The organism is Gordonia sp. SCSIO 19800 (genome assembly GCF_018132775.1).
GTDB classification, from domain to species: Bacteria; Actinomycetota; Actinomycetes; order Mycobacteriales; family Mycobacteriaceae; genus Gordonia; species Gordonia hongkongensis.
This window is the reverse complement of record NZ_JAGRQM010000006.1, coordinates 165,524-182,630: the sequence shown is the minus strand read 5'-3', so window position 1 is coordinate 182,630 and position 17,107 is coordinate 165,524. Positions and strand designations below refer to the sequence as shown.

17 protein-coding genes are annotated in these 17,107 nt (G+C 68.3%); 11 read left to right on the top strand and 6 right to left on the bottom strand.

Going from position 1 to position 17,107, the window contains the following annotated elements:
* The first annotated feature begins 1 nt into the window (after position 1).
* The 4 genes from ureG (at position 2) to KB201_RS09800 (ending at position 2,763) form a co-directional block, all read left to right on the top strand.
* Entirely contained in the window at positions 2 to 628 is a 627-nt protein-coding gene (gene ureG / locus KB201_RS09815) for an urease accessory protein UreG (RefSeq protein WP_211539102.1), read from the top strand.
* Positions 625 to 1,467 carry an urease accessory protein UreD gene (locus KB201_RS09810; RefSeq protein ID WP_078111713.1) on the top strand — a complete coding sequence of 281 codons (843 nt, stop codon included), beginning with the start codon at positions 625 to 627 and terminating at the stop codon, positions 1,465 to 1,467. The genes ureG and KB201_RS09810 overlap by 4 nt, the downstream gene beginning before the upstream one ends.
* An 11-nt stretch (positions 1,468 to 1,478) precedes the next feature.
* Positions 1,479 to 2,000: a hypothetical protein gene (locus KB201_RS09805; protein WP_078111712.1), complete on the top strand. Its 522-nt coding sequence runs from the start codon at positions 1,479 to 1,481 to the stop codon at positions 1,998 to 2,000.
* Positions 2,001 to 2,061: 61 nt separating this feature from the next.
* On the top strand, positions 2,062 to 2,763 hold the full coding sequence (locus KB201_RS09800) for an urease accessory protein UreF (RefSeq protein ID WP_265968908.1): 702 nt from the start codon (positions 2,062 to 2,064) through the stop codon (positions 2,761 to 2,763).
* Between the two features lie 21 nt (positions 2,764 to 2,784).
* On the opposite strand, the gene KB201_RS09795 is transcribed toward KB201_RS09800, so the two are convergent.
* Entirely contained in the window at positions 2,785 to 3,267 is a 483-nt protein-coding gene (locus KB201_RS09795; RefSeq protein ID WP_211539098.1) for a PaaI family thioesterase, read from the bottom strand.
* A 128-nt stretch (positions 3,268 to 3,395) separates the two neighbouring features.
* On the opposite strand from KB201_RS09795, the gene KB201_RS09790 reads away from it, so the two are divergent.
* The 7 genes from KB201_RS09790 to KB201_RS09760 all read left to right on the top strand — a co-directional run bounded on the left by KB201_RS09790 (position 3,396) and on the right by KB201_RS09760 (position 9,831).
* On the top strand, positions 3,396 to 4,004 hold the full coding sequence (locus KB201_RS09790) for a TetR/AcrR family transcriptional regulator (RefSeq protein ID WP_058251303.1): 609 nt from the start codon (positions 3,396 to 3,398) through the stop codon (positions 4,002 to 4,004).
* A gap of 138 nt (positions 4,005 to 4,142) precedes the next feature.
* The gene (locus KB201_RS09785; RefSeq protein ID WP_058251302.1) at positions 4,143 to 4,820 is read left to right on the top strand and encodes a DUF4166 domain-containing protein; all 678 of its coding nucleotides are present in this window, start codon (positions 4,143 to 4,145) and stop codon (positions 4,818 to 4,820) included.
* Between the two features lie 114 nt (positions 4,821 to 4,934).
* Complete coding sequence (locus tag KB201_RS09780) at positions 4,935 to 5,375, top strand: SRPBCC family protein (protein WP_211539096.1); 441 nt, start codon at positions 4,935 to 4,937, stop codon at positions 5,373 to 5,375.
* Between the two features lie 109 nt (positions 5,376 to 5,484).
* Complete coding sequence (locus KB201_RS09775) at positions 5,485 to 6,006, top strand: DUF6764 family protein (RefSeq protein ID WP_058251300.1); 522 nt, start codon at positions 5,485 to 5,487, stop codon at positions 6,004 to 6,006.
* A gap of 102 nt (positions 6,007 to 6,108) precedes the next feature.
* Positions 6,109 to 7,059: a polyphosphate kinase 2 gene (gene ppk2, locus KB201_RS09770; RefSeq protein WP_058251299.1), complete on the top strand. Its 951-nt coding sequence runs from the start codon at positions 6,109 to 6,111 to the stop codon at positions 7,057 to 7,059.
* 26 nt (positions 7,060 to 7,085) lie between these two features.
* Positions 7,086 to 7,898: a hypothetical protein gene (locus KB201_RS09765; RefSeq protein ID WP_211539095.1), complete on the top strand. Its 813-nt coding sequence runs from the start codon at positions 7,086 to 7,088 to the stop codon at positions 7,896 to 7,898.
* A gap of 688 nt (positions 7,899 to 8,586) precedes the next feature.
* Positions 8,587 to 9,831 carry an HNH endonuclease signature motif containing protein gene (locus KB201_RS09760; protein ID WP_058251297.1) on the top strand — a complete coding sequence of 415 codons (1,245 nt, stop codon included), beginning with the start codon at positions 8,587 to 8,589 and terminating at the stop codon, positions 9,829 to 9,831.
* Between the two features lie 90 nt (positions 9,832 to 9,921).
* Here the strand turns inward: KB201_RS09760 and KB201_RS09755 are convergent, their stop codons facing one another.
* From KB201_RS09755 to KB201_RS09735, 5 genes are all read right to left on the bottom strand, one after another.
* Positions 9,922 to 11,592 carry a thiamine pyrophosphate-binding protein gene (locus tag KB201_RS09755; RefSeq protein WP_211539093.1) on the bottom strand — a complete coding sequence of 557 codons (1,671 nt, stop codon included), beginning with the start codon at positions 11,590 to 11,592 and terminating at the stop codon, positions 9,922 to 9,924.
* On the bottom strand, positions 11,592 to 12,371 hold the full coding sequence (locus tag KB201_RS09750; protein ID WP_211539148.1) for a cyclase family protein: 780 nt from the start codon (positions 12,369 to 12,371) through the stop codon (positions 11,592 to 11,594). The genes KB201_RS09755 and KB201_RS09750 overlap by 1 nt, the downstream gene beginning before the upstream one ends.
* A gap of 14 nt (positions 12,372 to 12,385) precedes the next feature.
* On the bottom strand, positions 12,386 to 13,120 hold the full coding sequence (locus KB201_RS09745) for a tellurium resistance protein (RefSeq protein ID WP_211539091.1): 735 nt from the start codon (positions 13,118 to 13,120) through the stop codon (positions 12,386 to 12,388).
* A 104-nt stretch (positions 13,121 to 13,224) separates the two neighbouring features.
* On the bottom strand, positions 13,225 to 15,366 hold the full coding sequence (locus tag KB201_RS09740; RefSeq protein WP_211539089.1) for an Ig-like domain repeat protein: 2,142 nt from the start codon (positions 15,364 to 15,366) through the stop codon (positions 13,225 to 13,227).
* A gap of 27 nt (positions 15,367 to 15,393) precedes the next feature.
* Complete coding sequence (locus tag KB201_RS09735; RefSeq protein ID WP_211539087.1) at positions 15,394 to 17,070, bottom strand: Hsp70 family protein; 1,677 nt, start codon at positions 17,068 to 17,070, stop codon at positions 15,394 to 15,396.
* Positions 17,071 to 17,107 lie beyond the last annotated feature (37 nt).

Genomic DNA, 17,107 nt, shown 5'->3' with positions numbered 1-17,107 from the left:
CATGAGTTCGGATCCGATCCGTATCGGAATCGGCGGACCGGTCGGCTCTGGCAAGACCAGGCTGGTCGAGTCGTTGGTCCCCGTCCTCACAGAACGCGGGGTCGATCTCGCAGTGATCACCAATGACCTGGTGACCGACGAGGACGCCCAGCGTGTACGACGCAGCGGCATCATCGACCCCGCGCGGGTCCGAGCCGTCGAGACCGGTGCGTGCCCGCACACCGCGATCCGCGAGGACCCATCGGTCAATATGGCCGCCGTGGATGACCTGGCGGCTGCCTACCCAGGCCTCGACGCGGTGCTGATCGAGTCCGGCGGAGACAATCTCGCCGCCACGTTCAGCAGTGATCTCGTCGACTACTGGATCTTCGTCATCGACACCGCCGCCGGCGACGACATCCCGCGGAAGCAGGGTATCGGCCTTCTGCAGGCTGACCTGCTCCTGGTGAACAAGATCGATCTCGCCGAGATGGTCGGAGCCGACCTGGATCGCATGCGACACGACTGTTCGGTTGCCCGGCCGAGTAAACCCACACTGTTCACAGACCTACGGCATCAGGTGGGCGTCGTCGAGGTGGCCGACGAGATAGTCAAGGGAGCAATGCTTCCCACGCCACCGAAGGCATGATCGAGCCGGGGGTTCTCGATGTCGACGTGGTCGCCGATATCTGCGGAAGGACTCGGGTGCGGCATCTGCGGCAGGCCTACCCGCAACGGGTCACCACACCGCTGTATGTCGACGTCGACCCACGGATCGCCTATCTCTGCGTACAGAATCCGTCCGGGGGGATCTTCGCCGACGACTCGTTGCACACGACTGTGGCGGCCGGCCCCGGCAGCCATCTCCTGTTCACGTCCCAGGCGGCAACCCAGGTGTTCGACGGGCACGACGGGCCGGGGGCAACCCACCACCAACGGATCCGGGTCACAGATCGATCGGTGGTCGAGTTCGTACCGCGCGAGATCATTCCGCAGGCCGACTCCCGGTTCGCTCAGTACACCGAGATCGACGTCCGGGGTTCGGGGCTCTTCGTCGGATGGGAGATGCTCGCTTCCGGGCGGATCGGCCGTGGGGAGCGGTTCCGGTACCGGTCTCTCGTCTGCCGGACCACGGTGCGGGTCGACGGTGAGGTCGTTGCGCGGGACGCGCTTCGGTTCAGTCGACCCGAAGGGCGGGTCGACGACGCCGGTTCGCTGCCGGAGCGGCTGATCGGCGCGAACTACTGCGCTACGTTGCTGGTAGTAGCTCCCACGAGAAGCACCGGTGCATTACAGAATGCACTGCAATCGGCCCTGGACGCGTTGGATGTGGTCAGCGGCGTCAGCGCACTGCCGGGCGAGAGTGGTGCGATCGTGCGCGTGCTCGGCACGAGAGCACCCGCGATGCGTGAGGCGCTCGCCGTGTGTCTGGCGTCAATCCGGTCCGAACTGTTGATGCTGGCACCGCCCCCAAGGCGATTGATCTGAGAGGACACCCCATGACCACTGAATCCACCGAGCAGGCGCGGGAAGTGACCCACCTCCTGGGACGTGAGTGTGATGAAGAGTTCCACGGACGTCGACTCGACCTCGTCGAGATCGGTTGGGGGGACGCGCGTAAGCACCGACAGATGCTCACGACCGCATCGGGATCGACGGTGCGGCTCCGCCTCCCACGAGGTTCCTTTCTCGACGACGGCGCGGTCCTGGCCGACGACGGCGAGACCATCACCGTGGTACGTCGTGCTGCCGAGCCCGCCATCGTCGTCGACTTCGATGCCAACGGCGGACCCGACGGTGCGCGGCGAATGCTGTTGCTGGGTTATCTGCTGGGCAACCAGCATGCCCCGCTGGATGTCTCGGCGCACCAGGTGTCGACGCCGCTGATGACGAGCGCGACGACCGCGAAGGACACCCTCGCCGCACTGCGTCTGCAGGGTGTGGTGGCCGACGTCCCGCTCGCCTCACACGGATGGTCGAACACGTCGGCCGATCATCACCATCATCACCATCATGACTGATCGACCCGTCATCAGTTGCTGCCCGAGGACCGCGATCGACTCCGCTGTGTCCGATTGCTCTGTGCCCGATTCCTTCGCGGCGGCCGTCGGCTGGCTGAACCTGCACGACAGCGCTTTTCCCGCGGGCCGTCTGGTCCACAGCAACGGCATCGAGAGCTGGCTGCGTGCGTTTCCCGACGCCGGGCCCGATCAGATCGTCGAGCTCGTCGTGGATTACGTGGCGACCTCGGTCGCGACACTCGATGCGGTTGTCGGTGTCCACGCTTGGGCGAGTGACGATCTCGCGATGCTCACGGGCCTCGATCGGGAGTTGCTCAGCTACAAGACCTCGGAGAACGCGCGAGACGCGTCGCTCAAGCCGGGGCGTCAGCTCGCCGACACCGCAGCTCGTGTCGGGATGATCTGCGGAGTGCCGGACTGTGCTCGCGCGGATTACCTTCGCGCGGTGTCGTCGGCGAATGCACCGGGCAATCTGGCCGTCGTCGAAGCCGTGGTCCAGGCGGGACTCGGGATCGACCGGCGCATCGCGACCCTGGGGACGCTGCGTTCGTCGATGGCATCCGCGTTCAGCGCGTGCGTACGTCTCGGCAGGCTCGGTTCGCTGGGCGCACAGCGTGCACTGGTCGCGGCGACACCCGCTCTCGTCGACCTTGCCGCCGACGTCGAGCGGGCTCCGCTCGACGCGCTGAGCTCCAGCAGCTTCGCGCTCGAGCTGTTCGGCATGCGACATGCACAGATGTCGCCTCGGCTCTTCGCCAGCTGATGCAGCCGGACTTGGATCCGGCTACCTGAACACGATGCAGGTGGTGGTCCCGTGGGCGACGAGCTTGCCGTCGGCGGAGAACACTTTGCCCTCGGCGGTCGCGGTGGTGCGGCCGACGTGGATGACGGTACCCACGCCGGTCAGCTCCCCGGCGTCCACGGCGACCGAGCGGATGTAGTTCACCTTCAGCTCCAGCGTCGTGTAGCCGACCCCGGCGGGCAGGGTGGTGTGGACGGCGCACCCCATCACCGAGTCCAGCAGCGTGGCGCAGATACCGCCGTGAACGGTGCCGAGAGGGTTGGCGAAGTCGGGCTGCGGAGTCACGGCGAAGGTGACCGCGCCCTCGTCGATCTGCTTGGGCACCATGCCCAGGAGGCGGCCGATGCTCGGACGGTCGGAGCCCGCGCCGCCCACCTGCCAGGCTCGCAGCAGCTCGAGTCCGGACATGGCGGTGGGGTCGGTGGGTGCGTCAGTCGTGGTCGTCATGACTATGCATGGTTGCATACTCCGCCGTGGTTATGAAGGTCTGCATATCGGCGAGGCCGCGCCGCATACGGGATGACCTCGGCCGATGCTATGTATGCTGGCCACGACATCGGTTGTATGAGGGTCGGCATAGGAGTTGTTGCTGCATGGCGTCACATCCCGCCGAGTCCGTGATCACCGGCGCGGACGACCGCGGCCCCCGCGAACGCATGGTCGTGCACGCGGCCGATCTGATCGGCCGCGACGGGGTCGCCGCGACCTCCATCGGCGACGTGATCTCGGCGAGTTCCGCACCACGGGGATCGATCTACCACCATTTCCCGGGCGGTAAGACCCAACTGATGACCGAAGCCGTCCGGTACGCCGGTGAGTTCATCGCCGAACGCATCGGGCGTCCGACCACGATGACCCCGGCCGACACGGTGCGCGAGATCGGCGGGGTGTGGCGGCGACTGCTGGTCAACACCGACTTCCAGTTCGGCTGCCCCGTGCTGGCCGGCGGACTCGCCCGCCGCAGCGAACCCGCGGTGGCGGACGCATCCGCCGAGATCCTGCAGCGCTGGGCCGACCTGGTCACCGCGCGGCTGGTGGTCGACGGCGTCGACAGCGACCGTGCCGACTCACTGGCCAACCTCATCATCGCGGCGGTCGAGGGAGCGGTCGGACTGTGCCAGACACGGCGCAGCGTCGAACCCCTCGACCGCGTCATCGCCGAACTGGCGAGCCTGTGCGACGCGGCCGTCGATCGGGTCTGATCCGGGGCGAGACGTTGGACACAGGTGTGCTCCGTTAGTAGGTTCACCATGTCGTCACCGCCGTGGTGGCGTCTGGCCTGCATCCGTTCATCGGCGGGGCGGGCTCGAATCGGTGGGTGAGCTCGGGGAGGTTGCGCCATGACGCCGGTCTTCCGGCATGCGCTGGGTTCGGACTTCGACCGTCTGCATCCCAACGTCGCATGGCGCTACGGCATCGACTCGACTTCCGGTGTCGCGCAGGTCTGTAGCGGGATCTACGAGTCGGTCTACGTGTCCTCGGCGCTGCCGCCGCCCGCCCTGTGGCATTACGCCAAGCGCAATGCGCTGCCCTCGAAGACCAGTCGCATGGTGCCGTTCACCCAGGGTTACTACTGCTACTCCGACGAGCTGGGGCGCGAGTCGCTCGCGGTGCTGCGGAACTTCCAGTACACGACCGGCCCGCGCAAGCTGAACTCCCTGCTGGTGGCCGGGCGCACGGGCCTGGTCGACTATTTCGGCGACGGCCCCGAGTTCCTGTATCCGATCGAACCGTCGGTGACGCGATCCGGCGAACTGCTGCTCGAGAGCGGACCGATGCGCTGGCTCGGACGCGGACCCAAGGTCGGGATGAAGGGGCTGTTCACCGCTCAGATGAAGTACATCGAGGGGTGGGACGAGAAACGGGATCGATTCCGCTGCGACGCGACCGTCCGCAACCCGGTCATCGGCGAGATCATGCACTTCCGCGGCTGGTTCACCGCCGTCGACCAGGCGTGCTCGTTGCGTGACATCCCGGACGAGGCGTGGCCGGTCAACCTGGTCGACCGCGAGAGCTGAACGGTTCGATCCAGGGCGACTCCGACTCGGCAATCCAGGGCGACTCCGTCGCGGCTCGACACAGCCTCGACAGTTCGTTGCATAGGCGGAACGGGCGCGCGGTAGGTTCAGCGCATGGCTGTCTCAGCGAACATCGAATTCGACGTCGCCGCCCCGGTCTCGGTGGTGATGGAAGTGCTCATGGACATCGAGTCCCTACCGGACTGGTCGGGCCCGCACAAGGAAGCCGAGATCCTGTCCAGCTACGACGACGGCACGCCGCAGAAGGTGCGGATGGTCGTCACCGCCGCGGGTATCTCCGACGAGCAGACCTGCACCTATGAATGGACCGAGAACTCGTGCGAATGGCACCTCATCGAGTCGAATCAGTTGAGCGAGCAGCACGGCAAGTACACCGTCACCGAATCCGACAAGGGTGCCCATGTCCGCTTCGACCTGGCCGTCGAGCTGAAGATCAAGCTGCCCGGACTCATCGTGAAACGCGCCCAGAAGATGGCCGTGGACACCGCGCGCAAGGGACTCACCGCGGAAGTGGAGAAGCGCGCGGCGGCCTGAGGACGATCGTGACCGGGACGTGACGAGTCGATCGTCTCCTCCACGGCGCCGGCCCCTGTACGCTGAGGGCGTTCCTTACCGGGCGCCCGAGCTATGGAGGCCAAAGCAGTTGAGAATCAAGAAGTTTGCCGTTCGCGGCCTGGTCCTGGCGGCGGGGCTCGCCGGATGTGTTGGTTTCGCCGGGTTGTCGGGCGAAGGGGTCGCCGCGGCGGACACGCGTTGCTCGGTGTCGAACGGTCATCAGGTCGAGCGTGTCGAGGGGCGCAGCGGTTGCGGCGCCAAGGCCGGAGTCGGCAGTCGCGCGAGTGCCGACGAATACAGCGGTCGGGGCACCGCGGTCTCGGTCTCGGACAACGGCGGCAACGCCGCGGCCTACAACCTGCAGCCCGGTTCGACGGCGCTCGCCGGCGCCAACAGCCGGGGCAACGCCTATTCGGTCACGACCGGCCCGAGCGCGCTGTCCGTCGCGCAGGCGCGTCGCGGCGGTACGACGGTGGCGATCGGCGGCTGGGGCGGCGAGGCCTACGCCGGTCCCGAAGGTGCCCGCTGCAGTGGCGGTTTCGCGACCGCGTTCGACACCAGCACCGGTAAGGCATGTCTGCACGCCGGTTCGATCGACCTGCGGAACTGAGCGGCTCCACCTCACGACACCTGAGAGACAGAACACGCCCGGCGCGACGGTAGTTCACCGGAGCGTCGGGCGTCGTTCGCCGCTTCGACCTATCGTTGTGGAGTGACCGACCTCCACGATCCCGAGACACAGATCGGCCCCGACTTCAGCGTGCTCAACGGCCGCGAAGCACTTCAGCAACTCGTCGACCTCCACGACACCACGCACTTCACGGTCAACGACGACGATGACGACGATCCGGTCCTGCTGACCCTGCCCGAACGGAATGTCGTCGACACCTGGCGCGAGGACTACCCGTACGAGGAGCGCATGAGCCGCCGCGAGTACGAGGTCACCAAGCGGCGGCTGCAGATCGAACTGCTGAAGCTGCAGAAGTGGTCCAAGCAGACCGGGCAGCGGCATCTGCTGGTCTTCGAGGGCCGAGACGCGGCGGGCAAGGGCGGCACCATCAAACGATTCAACGAGCACCTCAACCCGCGCGGCGCACGCACGATCGCCCTGGAGAAGCCCAGCGAACGCGAGGCCACCGAGTGGTACTTCCAGCGGTATGTGCAGCACCTGCCCGCCGGCGGGGAGATGGTGTTCTTCGATCGCTCCTGGTACAACCGCGCCGGCGTCGAACGGGTCATGGGGTTCTGCAGTCCGCAGCAGTACACGCAGTTCGTCGCCCAGGTCCCGGCGTTCGAGAAGATGCTCGTCGACGACGGGATCAACCTGGTCAAGTTCTGGTTCTCGGTCACCCCGCTCGAGCAGCGGACCCGGTTCGCGATCCGTCAGATCGACCCGGTGCGCCAGTGGAAGCTGTCGCCCATGGACCTGGCGTCGCTGGACAAGTGGGATGCCTACACCGAGGCGAAAGAGGCGATGTTCGCCACCACCGACACCGACCACGCACCCTGGACGGTGGTGAAGTCCAACGACAAGAAGCGGGCGCGCATCAACGCCATGCGTCACGTGCTGAGTCTCTTCGACTACGACGGCAAGAACGAGTCCTTCGTGGGCACGCCCGACCCGCTGATCGTCGGCCGCGCCGCGGATGTGATCGGGGAGTAGTTCCCCGGCTCGGTAGCCTCGTGGCTGTGCGTAGCTTCCTGAGTGCCCTGTTGACACTTGTCGCGATCGCGGCGACCGTTCTCGCCGTACCGTCTTTCTGGCTGGATCAACGCATCGTCGACCAGGCGGGGTTCGTCGCCACGGTCGCGCCGATGGCCGAGAACCAGCAGGTCAAGGACTACCTCGCAGATGAGATCGCCGCGCAGGCGACCGCGCGGACAGACCTGCCGATCGCCGGCGTCCTGGTGCGGCCGCTGGCGGGCCGCTACACCGAGACTGAACAGTTCCAGCAGGACTTCGCCGATGTCGTCGGCCAGCAGCACGCGTTCCTGTTCGAGGAGCCGGCGCCCGGTTCGGACACCTCGGTGATGCAACTCGACATCACGAACATGATCAACCGCTCCCTGAACCTGACCGGTGGCAACGCGATCCAGGGGCCGGTGGTCGTCGAGTTGACCAACGGCTCCTCGGGCCTCGAGGCGGGCCGGTACGCGGAGGTGGGTAGCCAGATCACGCTGCTCGCCTGGGGCTCGGCGGCGGTGGCCGTGATCGCAGCCGTGCTCGCGCTGCTGATCGCCCGACGACGCGGAACCGTCTTCGCGTGGCTCGGGCTCGGCGTGCTTGCAGCCGGCGTCTCGACCTGGGCCATGGGCCTGTTCTTCGCCGACCGCGCCAAGCAGGAGGTGGCCGGCGCAGAGCGCTCGGGCCGCCAGGTCGCCGAGCTCATCATCGACGGCGCCTACGACGACGTCACCCGGGTCGCACTGATCGTCGGCGGCGTGGGCGTCGCGATGTTCGCCGTCGGGATCCTGGGACGGCTGATCATCGGGCGGCGCTGAGGGAGGGTGCGTCAACCCTGCTCCCAGATCCGAAGAACGACATGACCATTGGTCCCTGAGGTGCGAGGAGCGCCGGCGATGCCTTCCCTCTGCTCCCTGAGGCGCGAGGAGCGCCGGCGATGCCTTCCCTCTGCTCCCTTAGGCGCGAGGAGCGATAGCGACGAGCCTCGAAGGGTTGGCGACGCATCTCGCCAGGACCCTTCGTGACGGCCTCCGCAAGCTCCGGCCTCCTCAGGGAGCGGAGTTCTTTCGTCTCCACGACGGGTCGCCAGGCCTCGGATACTGAGGATTGCCCGGAGTGTGCGTCACGCCCGTTCCCTGAGGAGTGGCCGGAGCTTGCGGAGGGCGCGTCACGCAGGGTCCGCCGAGCACCCCCGGCTGATGGACCTCAACTCGACCGATGGACTTCGATCGAAGTGCATCCGTCGAGTTCGAGTTCATCGGTCGGAGCCGGATGCAGTGCGAGGTCGGGCCGGCTCGCTGAAGCAGTTCGTCTGAGCTCTACCACGGTGGTTGTTGGGTCGCAGACGCTGACCCTATGTGACTGGTGGGGTTTTTGTTCACCACAGTTCATCACCGTTCACCGCTGAGACGTGAGTGACAGCGACTGCGGTGCAACAGGATTCGATGACAACGAGGGCTGTGGAGAAATCTCGTCGTCGAACGTGATTGCGAGTAGCTTGGTGTCATGCCCTCGATCACCGAACTACGCGACACCCTCATCTCACTGCAACAGCCACCCGACGACGGCAGTGGCCGTGCTCTGCACGAGCGGCTCGACGAGCTGCGGATGCTGCGTAACGTGCTCGATCACCAGATCGCCGTACATACAGCACTTTTCGACGCCACGGGTGCGGCAGCGCGGGCGGGGTCGACCACACGGAACTCACTGATCGAGATGGGCATGCCCCCCGCGGCCGCGTACCGCTATGTGCGGATCGCCGGCGGGCTGGAGTCGGTGGCGAAGGTCGCCGACTGTGCTGCCGAAGGCTATCTGTCTGCCGAGTGTGTCGACGCGGTGATCCGTGGAATCACCCTGGTGAACAAGCGATCCGCGTCACCGCTGTTCGACGACGAGCGCAGCGGATATGAGAGCGAGTTGCTTGCGCAGGCATTCTCCGGCGCCACCCCGACCGAGATCGACGACCACGCCCGCGGGATCGCCCAGCGGGTCGCCGACACCGATCCCAGCACCGTGCCGGCGGCCGATGACGCGTCGCTGAACACCGTGCACACCAGGATCACCGAAGACGGGCGGGTCGCGATCGCCGGAGATGTGACCGCGGTGATCGGAGAGAAGTTCGTGTCCATGATCGACGAACGGTCCTGTCCGCGTCCCGAACCCGACGGCGCTGCCGATCGTCGCGGTGCGGCCGAGCGACGCGCCGATGCGCTGGAGTTGCTGTTGGATCAAGCCGCGATCGGCGCGGCGATGACCACCGCCGGCGCACCCCGCACCCAACTGATGGTGACCATCCCCGCCGACGGCGCTGATCCGGCACGGCTGCCGTGGATGGGGGCGGTCTCGGAGTCGACGACAAGACGGCTGTCGTGTGATGGTGGGGTGGCCGAGATCGTCCTCGACGACGAAGGCGTGCCGCTACAAATGGGCACCACGAAACGCCTGTTCCCGCACCATCTGCGGCAGGCGATCATCGTGCGCGATCGGTGTTGTGTGAAATGCGGTGCGCCAGCAGCGCATACGCAAGTTCACCACTTGGTCCATTGGGTCGATGGTGGTCCCACAGATCTGGACAACGGGTGCCTGTTGTGCCAACGCTGTCACACCCAGGTTCATCATCACGGCTGGCAGGTGGTGATGGGTCCCGACCGGCACCCGTGGTTGATCCCACCCGCCGACATCGACCCCCGACGCCTGCCCCGACCCGCTTACAACCGACGCACCATGCGACTCGACGACGCCCTCGTATAACTGCCCCGCGCAGACCAGACCCTCCGGCGTCGACACCCCGGCGCCACACGACCTTTGACAACTCCACAGTGTGAGGCGATCCCGGCGGGGTCAGTGCCCGGCAAAGGCCTCCGCGAGCCACCAGGCGCCGCCGTCGTCGGTGATCTTGGCGTCGATGACGAGAGGCCCGGAAGGTTCGGGTGAGGGCAGCGAGACGACCCAGTCCCGTACCTCGTCGAGGTCGTCGAGGCCGGTGACCGTCACGCCCGTCGCGCCGTGTCCACGGGCGATCGCGGCGATGTCGACCTCAGGGAACGTCACCGTCGTCATGTCGGCGTCGCCGAAGTGGTGCACCTCGGCCCCGTAGGCGGAGTCGTTGTAGACGATCACGACCAGCGGCAGTGCCAGACGTACGGCGGTCTCCAGTTCGGCTATGGCCATGAGGAATCCGCCGTCGCCGGTGCCGAGGACCGGGACCCTGTCCGGTTGCGCGAACGCCGCGCCGATGGCCGTCCCGAGGCCCAGCCCGATCGACTGGAAGGCCTGAGTGAAACAGAAGCCGAACTCGTCTGGCACGGACAGATGCGTCGACGGATAACCCATGAAGTTGCCGGAGTCGATGGAGACGACGCGGTCGGCGGGCAAGATCTCGTCGAGCGCGATGGTCAGTGCCCTCGGATCGACCCGGCCGGCGGTCACCTCGCCGGTGACGGGGACGTCCTGCCACCTCGATGACACCGAGATCCGTTCCCTGACTTCCTCGGTGCGATAACCGGTGGGGCCGCCATCGGCCGCGAGGATCGTGTGCACATCCGTCGCCGTTGCACCGCAGTCGCCGACCACCCCGAGGTCGATCGGGCGATGCGCGCCGATGGCGTCGATGTCGACGTCGACCTGCACCACGGTCGTGTCCGTGCCGATGAGTCGGCCGTGCCGCATCGTCCACATGTTCAGGGCGCAACCCCATCCGACGATGAGGTCGGCGTCGGCGATCAGCTCGGCGGTGGTGGGGGAGGAGAAGCCGCCGGAGATGCCCAACGAGAACGGGTTTCCCGCGAACAGGCCGTTCGCGACCGCCGACGTCGCCACCAGCGCACCGGCGGCCTCGGCCAGGGCCGCGATTTCGGGACCGGCGGAGCGCGCCCCTCGGCCCGCGACGAAGACGGGACGCCGCGCACCGCGGATCGCATCGGCGAGGCGGGCCGCCGACCGGGTGTCGGGACGCGGCCGCGGCGGTTCGACGGAGAGCTCGACAGGTCCCTCGAAACCCGCTGCGGCGGCGGCGATGTCGATCGCGACGTGCAGAACGACCGTCCGGCGCTGGGTGACCGCGGTGCGGAAAGCGCGGGTCACATCCGCCACCACCGTGCCCGGTCCGTAGACGCGGTCGTTCACGGCGCCGACGCTCGCGGCGAGCGCCTCCTGGTCGATGCGGAAGTTCGACCGCAACGCCGACGCGGGTGCATCGGCGGTGAGCACGATCATCGGCGTGCGGCTCTTGGCGGCCTCGGCGATGCCGGTCATCGCGTTGGTGAGCCCACAGCCCTGGTGCACCGACAGCACGCCCACCCGTCCCGACATCCGCGCATAGGCGTCGGCCATGCTGGCCGCGCCGCCCTCGTGGCGGGCGGCGGTGAACGAGACACCGCCGGCCCGAAGGGCGTTGGTCAGCACGAAGTTCCCGCTGCCGACCACACCGAAGGCATGGCCGACGCCGAGATCGGCGAGAACGCGGCCCGCGACGTCGGCGACCGTCGGGCCGTAGCGGCCGGGTGCCGCCATCAACTCTCGACGATCGCCAGCACGCGCGACGGACTGCCCGTGCCGCCGACGATCGGCAACGGACTCACGACGATCACCGCGCCGGTCGGCGGGAGCGAGCCGAGGTTGCGCAGCGAGGTCAGCCCGTACTTGTCGTTGCCCAGGAAGTGGTAGTGCACCGGGAACGCGGGATCGAAACCGCCCGCGAGACCTGCGTCGACGCCGACGGTCTCGACGCCGAGGCCGGTGATCTCGCGCTCGGTGGCCAGCCACTGCGCGCACTGCACCGACACCCCGGGGGTGTGCGACCCGGTGTCGTCGGCGTTGAGGAACTCGGCTTCGGAGCCGCCCCGCGACTCCCAACCGGTCCGCAACAGCAACCAGGTGCCGGCGGTGAGGCGACCGTGTTCGGTCTCCCAGGCCTCGACCTCGGCGACGCTCAGGAGATGATCCGGGTCGTCGGCGACCTCGTCGGTCAGGTCGAGGACGGCCGCCGGGCCGATCAGCCGCTGCACCGGGATCTGCGAGACGTCATCCCCGTCGCGTCCGCTGATCCAGTGGATCGGTGCGTCGAGATGGGTGCCGATGTGCTCGCCGGTGTGGATGTTGTTGTGCCGCCAGTACGGCCCCGGCTCGTTGTAGGCGCTGACCTCTTCGAGACTGAAGTCGATCAGGTTCGCGAACGGGGCAGGCAGTCGCAGCGCGGGCGTCGCCGCACTCAACGGAGTCGTCAGATCGACGACGCGGAGCGACCCGTCGGCGAGGCCGGCGACGAAGCCGGTCAGGGCGGTGTCGGGCACGGTGGAGTCGGCCACTACTTGCGCGCTCCGCGCCAGTTCATGCCCCAGCCGTACGCCTCGTCGACCTTGTCCTGTGCCCCGCGGATGTATCGCACCTCGCGGTTGAGAACCAGCTCGCCACCACGGTTCTCGAACAACGCGATCGCGCACGAGATCGCCGACTGATCCGCCTCGTCGAGCCGGACCTCGATCTCCGGGCCGTTGGCCGGGAACAGGGTGACGACGCCGTTGGCGCCGGCCCAGTTCGGGGTGCCCTCGTAGATGTAGGCGAAGATCAGGATCCGGCGGATCCGGTCGGTCGCGGAGAGGTCGATGTACATGTTCTCGCCGCCGGAACCCGACCGGTCGTCGCCGTCGAGGTAGATGATCGGCTGTCCGTCACGGGGCGCCCGGAACGAGTTGCCCAGGGCCTGCACGATGCCCTTGCTCCCGTCGGTGAACTCCCACAGGCAGGCGAGGTCGAGGTCGATACCCTGCGTCTTGCGGAAGAGACCGCCGCCCTTGGAGTTCGACGTCCAGCTCAGATTGACACGCACCTGACCGGAGGTCGCACCCTGCTTGCTCAGCGAGATGCTCGGCGCCGACTTCGTGAGGGTGATCTTCGACAGCGAGACCGGCGGCGCGGGCGGCTGCTGACCGTAGCCCGCGGGGGTGGGCGGTTGCTGGCCGTAACCCGCGGGAGCGGCCGGGGGTTGGGCGGGCGGCTGCGGCGGCTGGGCCTTCGGACGCTTCGTGTAGTCGATCCCCATCTCGGTTCCTCATCTCGTCGTGGTGACATCGTCGTCGGGTGCGATGATCGGACGGCGAAAACACACTCGCCGCAGGTGTTGGCGCCCAGCGTAGTGGACCATCGTCAGCGGCCGATGTCCGTTGCCGGGGCGTGAGCCCGCGCGGACGGACCGAAACTCGATGCGACGTCGAGCTGCCCCTGCGGATTCCGGCGGCAGCTGGCAACGGCGACATGGCACGGACGTGGGACGTTCGCGGGGATCGGGTAGCCGTCGTCGATCTGGTACCGGGTGTTGGTGATCTTCGACGCGACCGCCGCCGGGTCGGCGGGGTGTTCCGGAGCGGCATCCGCCCGAATGACCACCATCGCTTCGGTGACACCGGCCGGCCACTCGAAGCGCACGGTGTCGACGTCGACGCGGACCGCGGTGATCGGCGGCGGCTCGTCGGGATGGGGGGTCGCCGGCGGCTGCGGCGCTGTGGTCGCCGGGGCGGGGGCGGCCGGGACGGGGGTGGCGTCGGAGCGGGCGGGGGCGGACTGGTTTCCGGCCAGCACGGCGGTGACCTCGTACACCGGCGGCACCGGGTCGGGCCGACTGCCGTCGGAGAGTTCGGTCCCCGCGGTGCGGCCGAGCGTCCGGGTCGACCCGTCGAATCCGATCCGCACCACGCGGTAGGTCACCGACTCCGTCGCGGACGGATCCCAGGAGACGGTGATCGCACCACTCTCGGCGACGAACCGGACGTTGCGCGGCGGCTCCACGGTCAGCACCGTTGCCGCCGAGTTGAGGCCCTCGTGATCGGTGATCCGACGTCGCATCTCGGCAGCGGCGGTGAGGCTCGCCGGGTTGCTCGCGGATGCCGACCGCGCGATCTCGCCCGCCTGGGCGACGATGTCTCGCGACGCCTCGAGGCGGGCCTGGAGCGACCCGCCCGAGTCGGGAAGACGGTCGATGTCCCGGGCTCGCCGGAACACGTCCTCCAGCAGTTCGAGCGCCGCGACGTGGCGCATCTCGTCCGCGAGGTCCCGGGCCCGGCGGGAGTCCGCCACCGCCTGCGCGATGACCCGTTCGACCTCGTCGGCGACCGCCGCGATCTGCCGGAGCGCCGCGGCATCGTCGCCGGCTCCGGCACGCGCATCGGCGATGGCCGCGCGCGCCCGGACGGGCAGGCCGTCGCGCAAGGCGGCGCGGGCGGCGCGGAGATCGTTCTCCCACAACCGCTTCGGCGGCGTGGGTGGCTCGGCCGACGGCGGGGGGCCGGCCGACGGCCCGGCCGGTGGGCTCACGGCTGCTCCGAATTCGGCGGCGAGTCCGGCGATCACGGTGCGCGCATCGCGTGTGCCGAGTCCGCGGGCGCGGGCCTCGTCGAGCAGGAACTCATGGTCCTGCGCACCCAGTTCGTCCTCGACCAGGACCGCGGCCCGGACCCGTGGTCGGAGATGGTCGGTCACGGCGTCGACGACCGATTGCCGATACTCCTGCGCCAGCACGGGATCGGAGAGCAGGACGTCGTGAACGTGGACCAGCAGCTCGTCGAGGACCGCGCGGAAGCGGCCGGCGGCGAGCTCACGGGCTCGTTCGTTGAGCGCGACGGCCCGCGACTCGATGACGCCGCGATCGGCGGCGGCGTCGGTGTCGAGGTGTAGCAGGGTCAGGAGCGTCGGGGTGGGATCGCCGTCGCGGAGTCGGTCGAACTCGGCGAGCAAGTCGGCGATCTGACCGCGTTGCTGCGCCGACAAGGACACCCGCGGCGGCGCGGGTTCGGCCGACGCGGGCGGGGCGTCGTCGACGATGCGGTGACGCCGCAGTCGGGTGGCGATCTCGGCCGGATCGAGGCCGCCCATGGCGCCGATCTCGTCCAGCCCGGCGCGCTTGGATCTCGGGATTCCGCCGTAGCGCTCGTTGAGCCGCGCGATCGCGTTGTCGAGAAGTTCGAATCGCTGCTGATCGCGCAGTTCGCGTCGGGTGCTCACCGCACGAGCTTCGGCGATCCGACCGGTCTTGTGCCGCAACGGCGCCGACCGCTCGTCGTGTTCGGCAACCAACCGGGCCACCAGGATTCGGTACTTCGGGTGGTCGCGTTGCTTCTGCCAGAAGGCCCACACCTCGTCGAGTCGGGCGGCCACCGCGGCGTCGTCGAGCCGCTCGGCCTCCTCGATCGGGAGGTCATACAGTTCGAACGAATCCGATTCGCTCGGGCCTCCGCGTTTCTCGACCGCGGCGAGCACACGTTTGCGATAGTCGTTGCCGACGAACGGTTCCATCAGGTCTCTCCCCTCCGGCGGAGGCCGTCAGTGGTCGCGGCGCCGGGAGCGGTGGACCTGGTCGAGTTCCCGCTCGACCTCCGATTTCGACAGCGAGGCAACGGTTTTGGCTGACAACGTGAGCGGGATCTGCGCATCGACGTGGAACGCGGTTACGTGCAGGACGCCGTCGAAGGCCATCTCGAAGGTCACCGACACCTCGCTGCCCTCGTCGTATCCGGGTGGGATGTCGGTGATCGCACCTTCGATGAGGACCTTGGCGTCCTCCGGTCTCGGGGAAGCCGACTGCCCCTGCTGTTCCAGCACGACCAGCTCGATGCGGGACTGGTCGCGTCGCATGGTCCCGAACGACCGTCGCACCCGGATCGGGAGCGTCGAATTCCGCTGGACCAGCCAGCTGGCCTCGAGTTCGCCGTTGTGGCCGTTGACCGCCAGGACCCCGAAACCGCGGGAGACCACCGTGTCCACGACGACCTCGAGCATGCGGCGGACACTGCTGACGGGCAGCGCGAACGCGTGGGCGACCCGGGTGCAGGACTCGTCGAGGTCGGCCGGTGCGACGCCGTCGAGACCGCGGTCCTCGCGCAGGCGTCCGCGCGTGGTGAGGTCGGCGCGGACGAGTCGTTCGATCTCCAGCTTCTCGCCGTAGATCGCCGCCCCGCGGGCGACGGCGAGGTCGGGGTCGTTCAGTTCCGGTGTCGTGCCCAGTGCGGCGGCGAGTTCCCGCGCGACCATCGGCATCCGCGACGAACCGCCGACCAGCAGGACACGGTCGACGGCTGACACGCCTCGGCGTTCGGCGGCGGCCAGGCATGACCGGGTGAGTTCGACGGTCCGGGCCAGCAGCGGACGGGTGAGTTCCTCGAGTTCGGCCCGGGTGAGCGTGATGACCGACCGGGCGCCGTCGTGGGCGACGATGACCGACGTCGAATCCGACTCGGTCAGTTCGTGTTTGGCGCGCTCCGCGGCGAGGATGAGCGACTGCGAGCCGACCGAGTCGTCGAGCGGGTCCTCGGCGTCGGGATGTTCGGCGCAGAACGCGCGCGAGAGGTGCAGCGCCAGCCGCTCATCCCAGTCGGCACCGCCGAGCTGGTGATCGCCGTCGACGGCGAGCACGGTGATCCGGCGGTCGGCGAGTTCGATGACCGTCGCATCGAAGGTCCCGCCGCCGAGGTCGTAGACCAGGACCGTCTCGTCGGGTGTGCCCTTGGCCAGCGGGTCGGTCAGGCGGCTGAAGCCGTAGGACAGAGCGGCGGCGATCGGCTCGGACAGGACCCCCGCGACCTCGAGGCCGGCGTAGGTGCCGGCCTGGATCGTCGCGCGCCGCTCCTCGTCGCCGAAGTAGGCGGGCACCGTGATCACGGCCCGCTCGACCTGCTCGCCGGCGAACGCGGCGTCGGAGATCAGCGACTTGAGGATGAGTGCCGAGATCGCCGGCGCCGACCACGTCTGGCCGTGCGCGACGAAACGCCACTGGGCATCGCCCATCCGCCGCTTCACCAGGCTGCAGACGTTCTCCGGGTCGAGCCTGGCCTGCCGGCGGGCCCCTTCGCCGACGACGTGATCCGTCGGCGACGTCAGCAACACCGTCGACGGGGTGGTCGGTGCGCCGGTCAGTCCGACGATCACCTCCGGGCGGCCGTCGGCGTCGATCTTCGCCATCGCCGAGTTGGTGGTTCCGAGGTCGATCCCGATTACGCCCACGATCGGGGATGCTAGCAGCGCAGACGGTCTCGCCGGT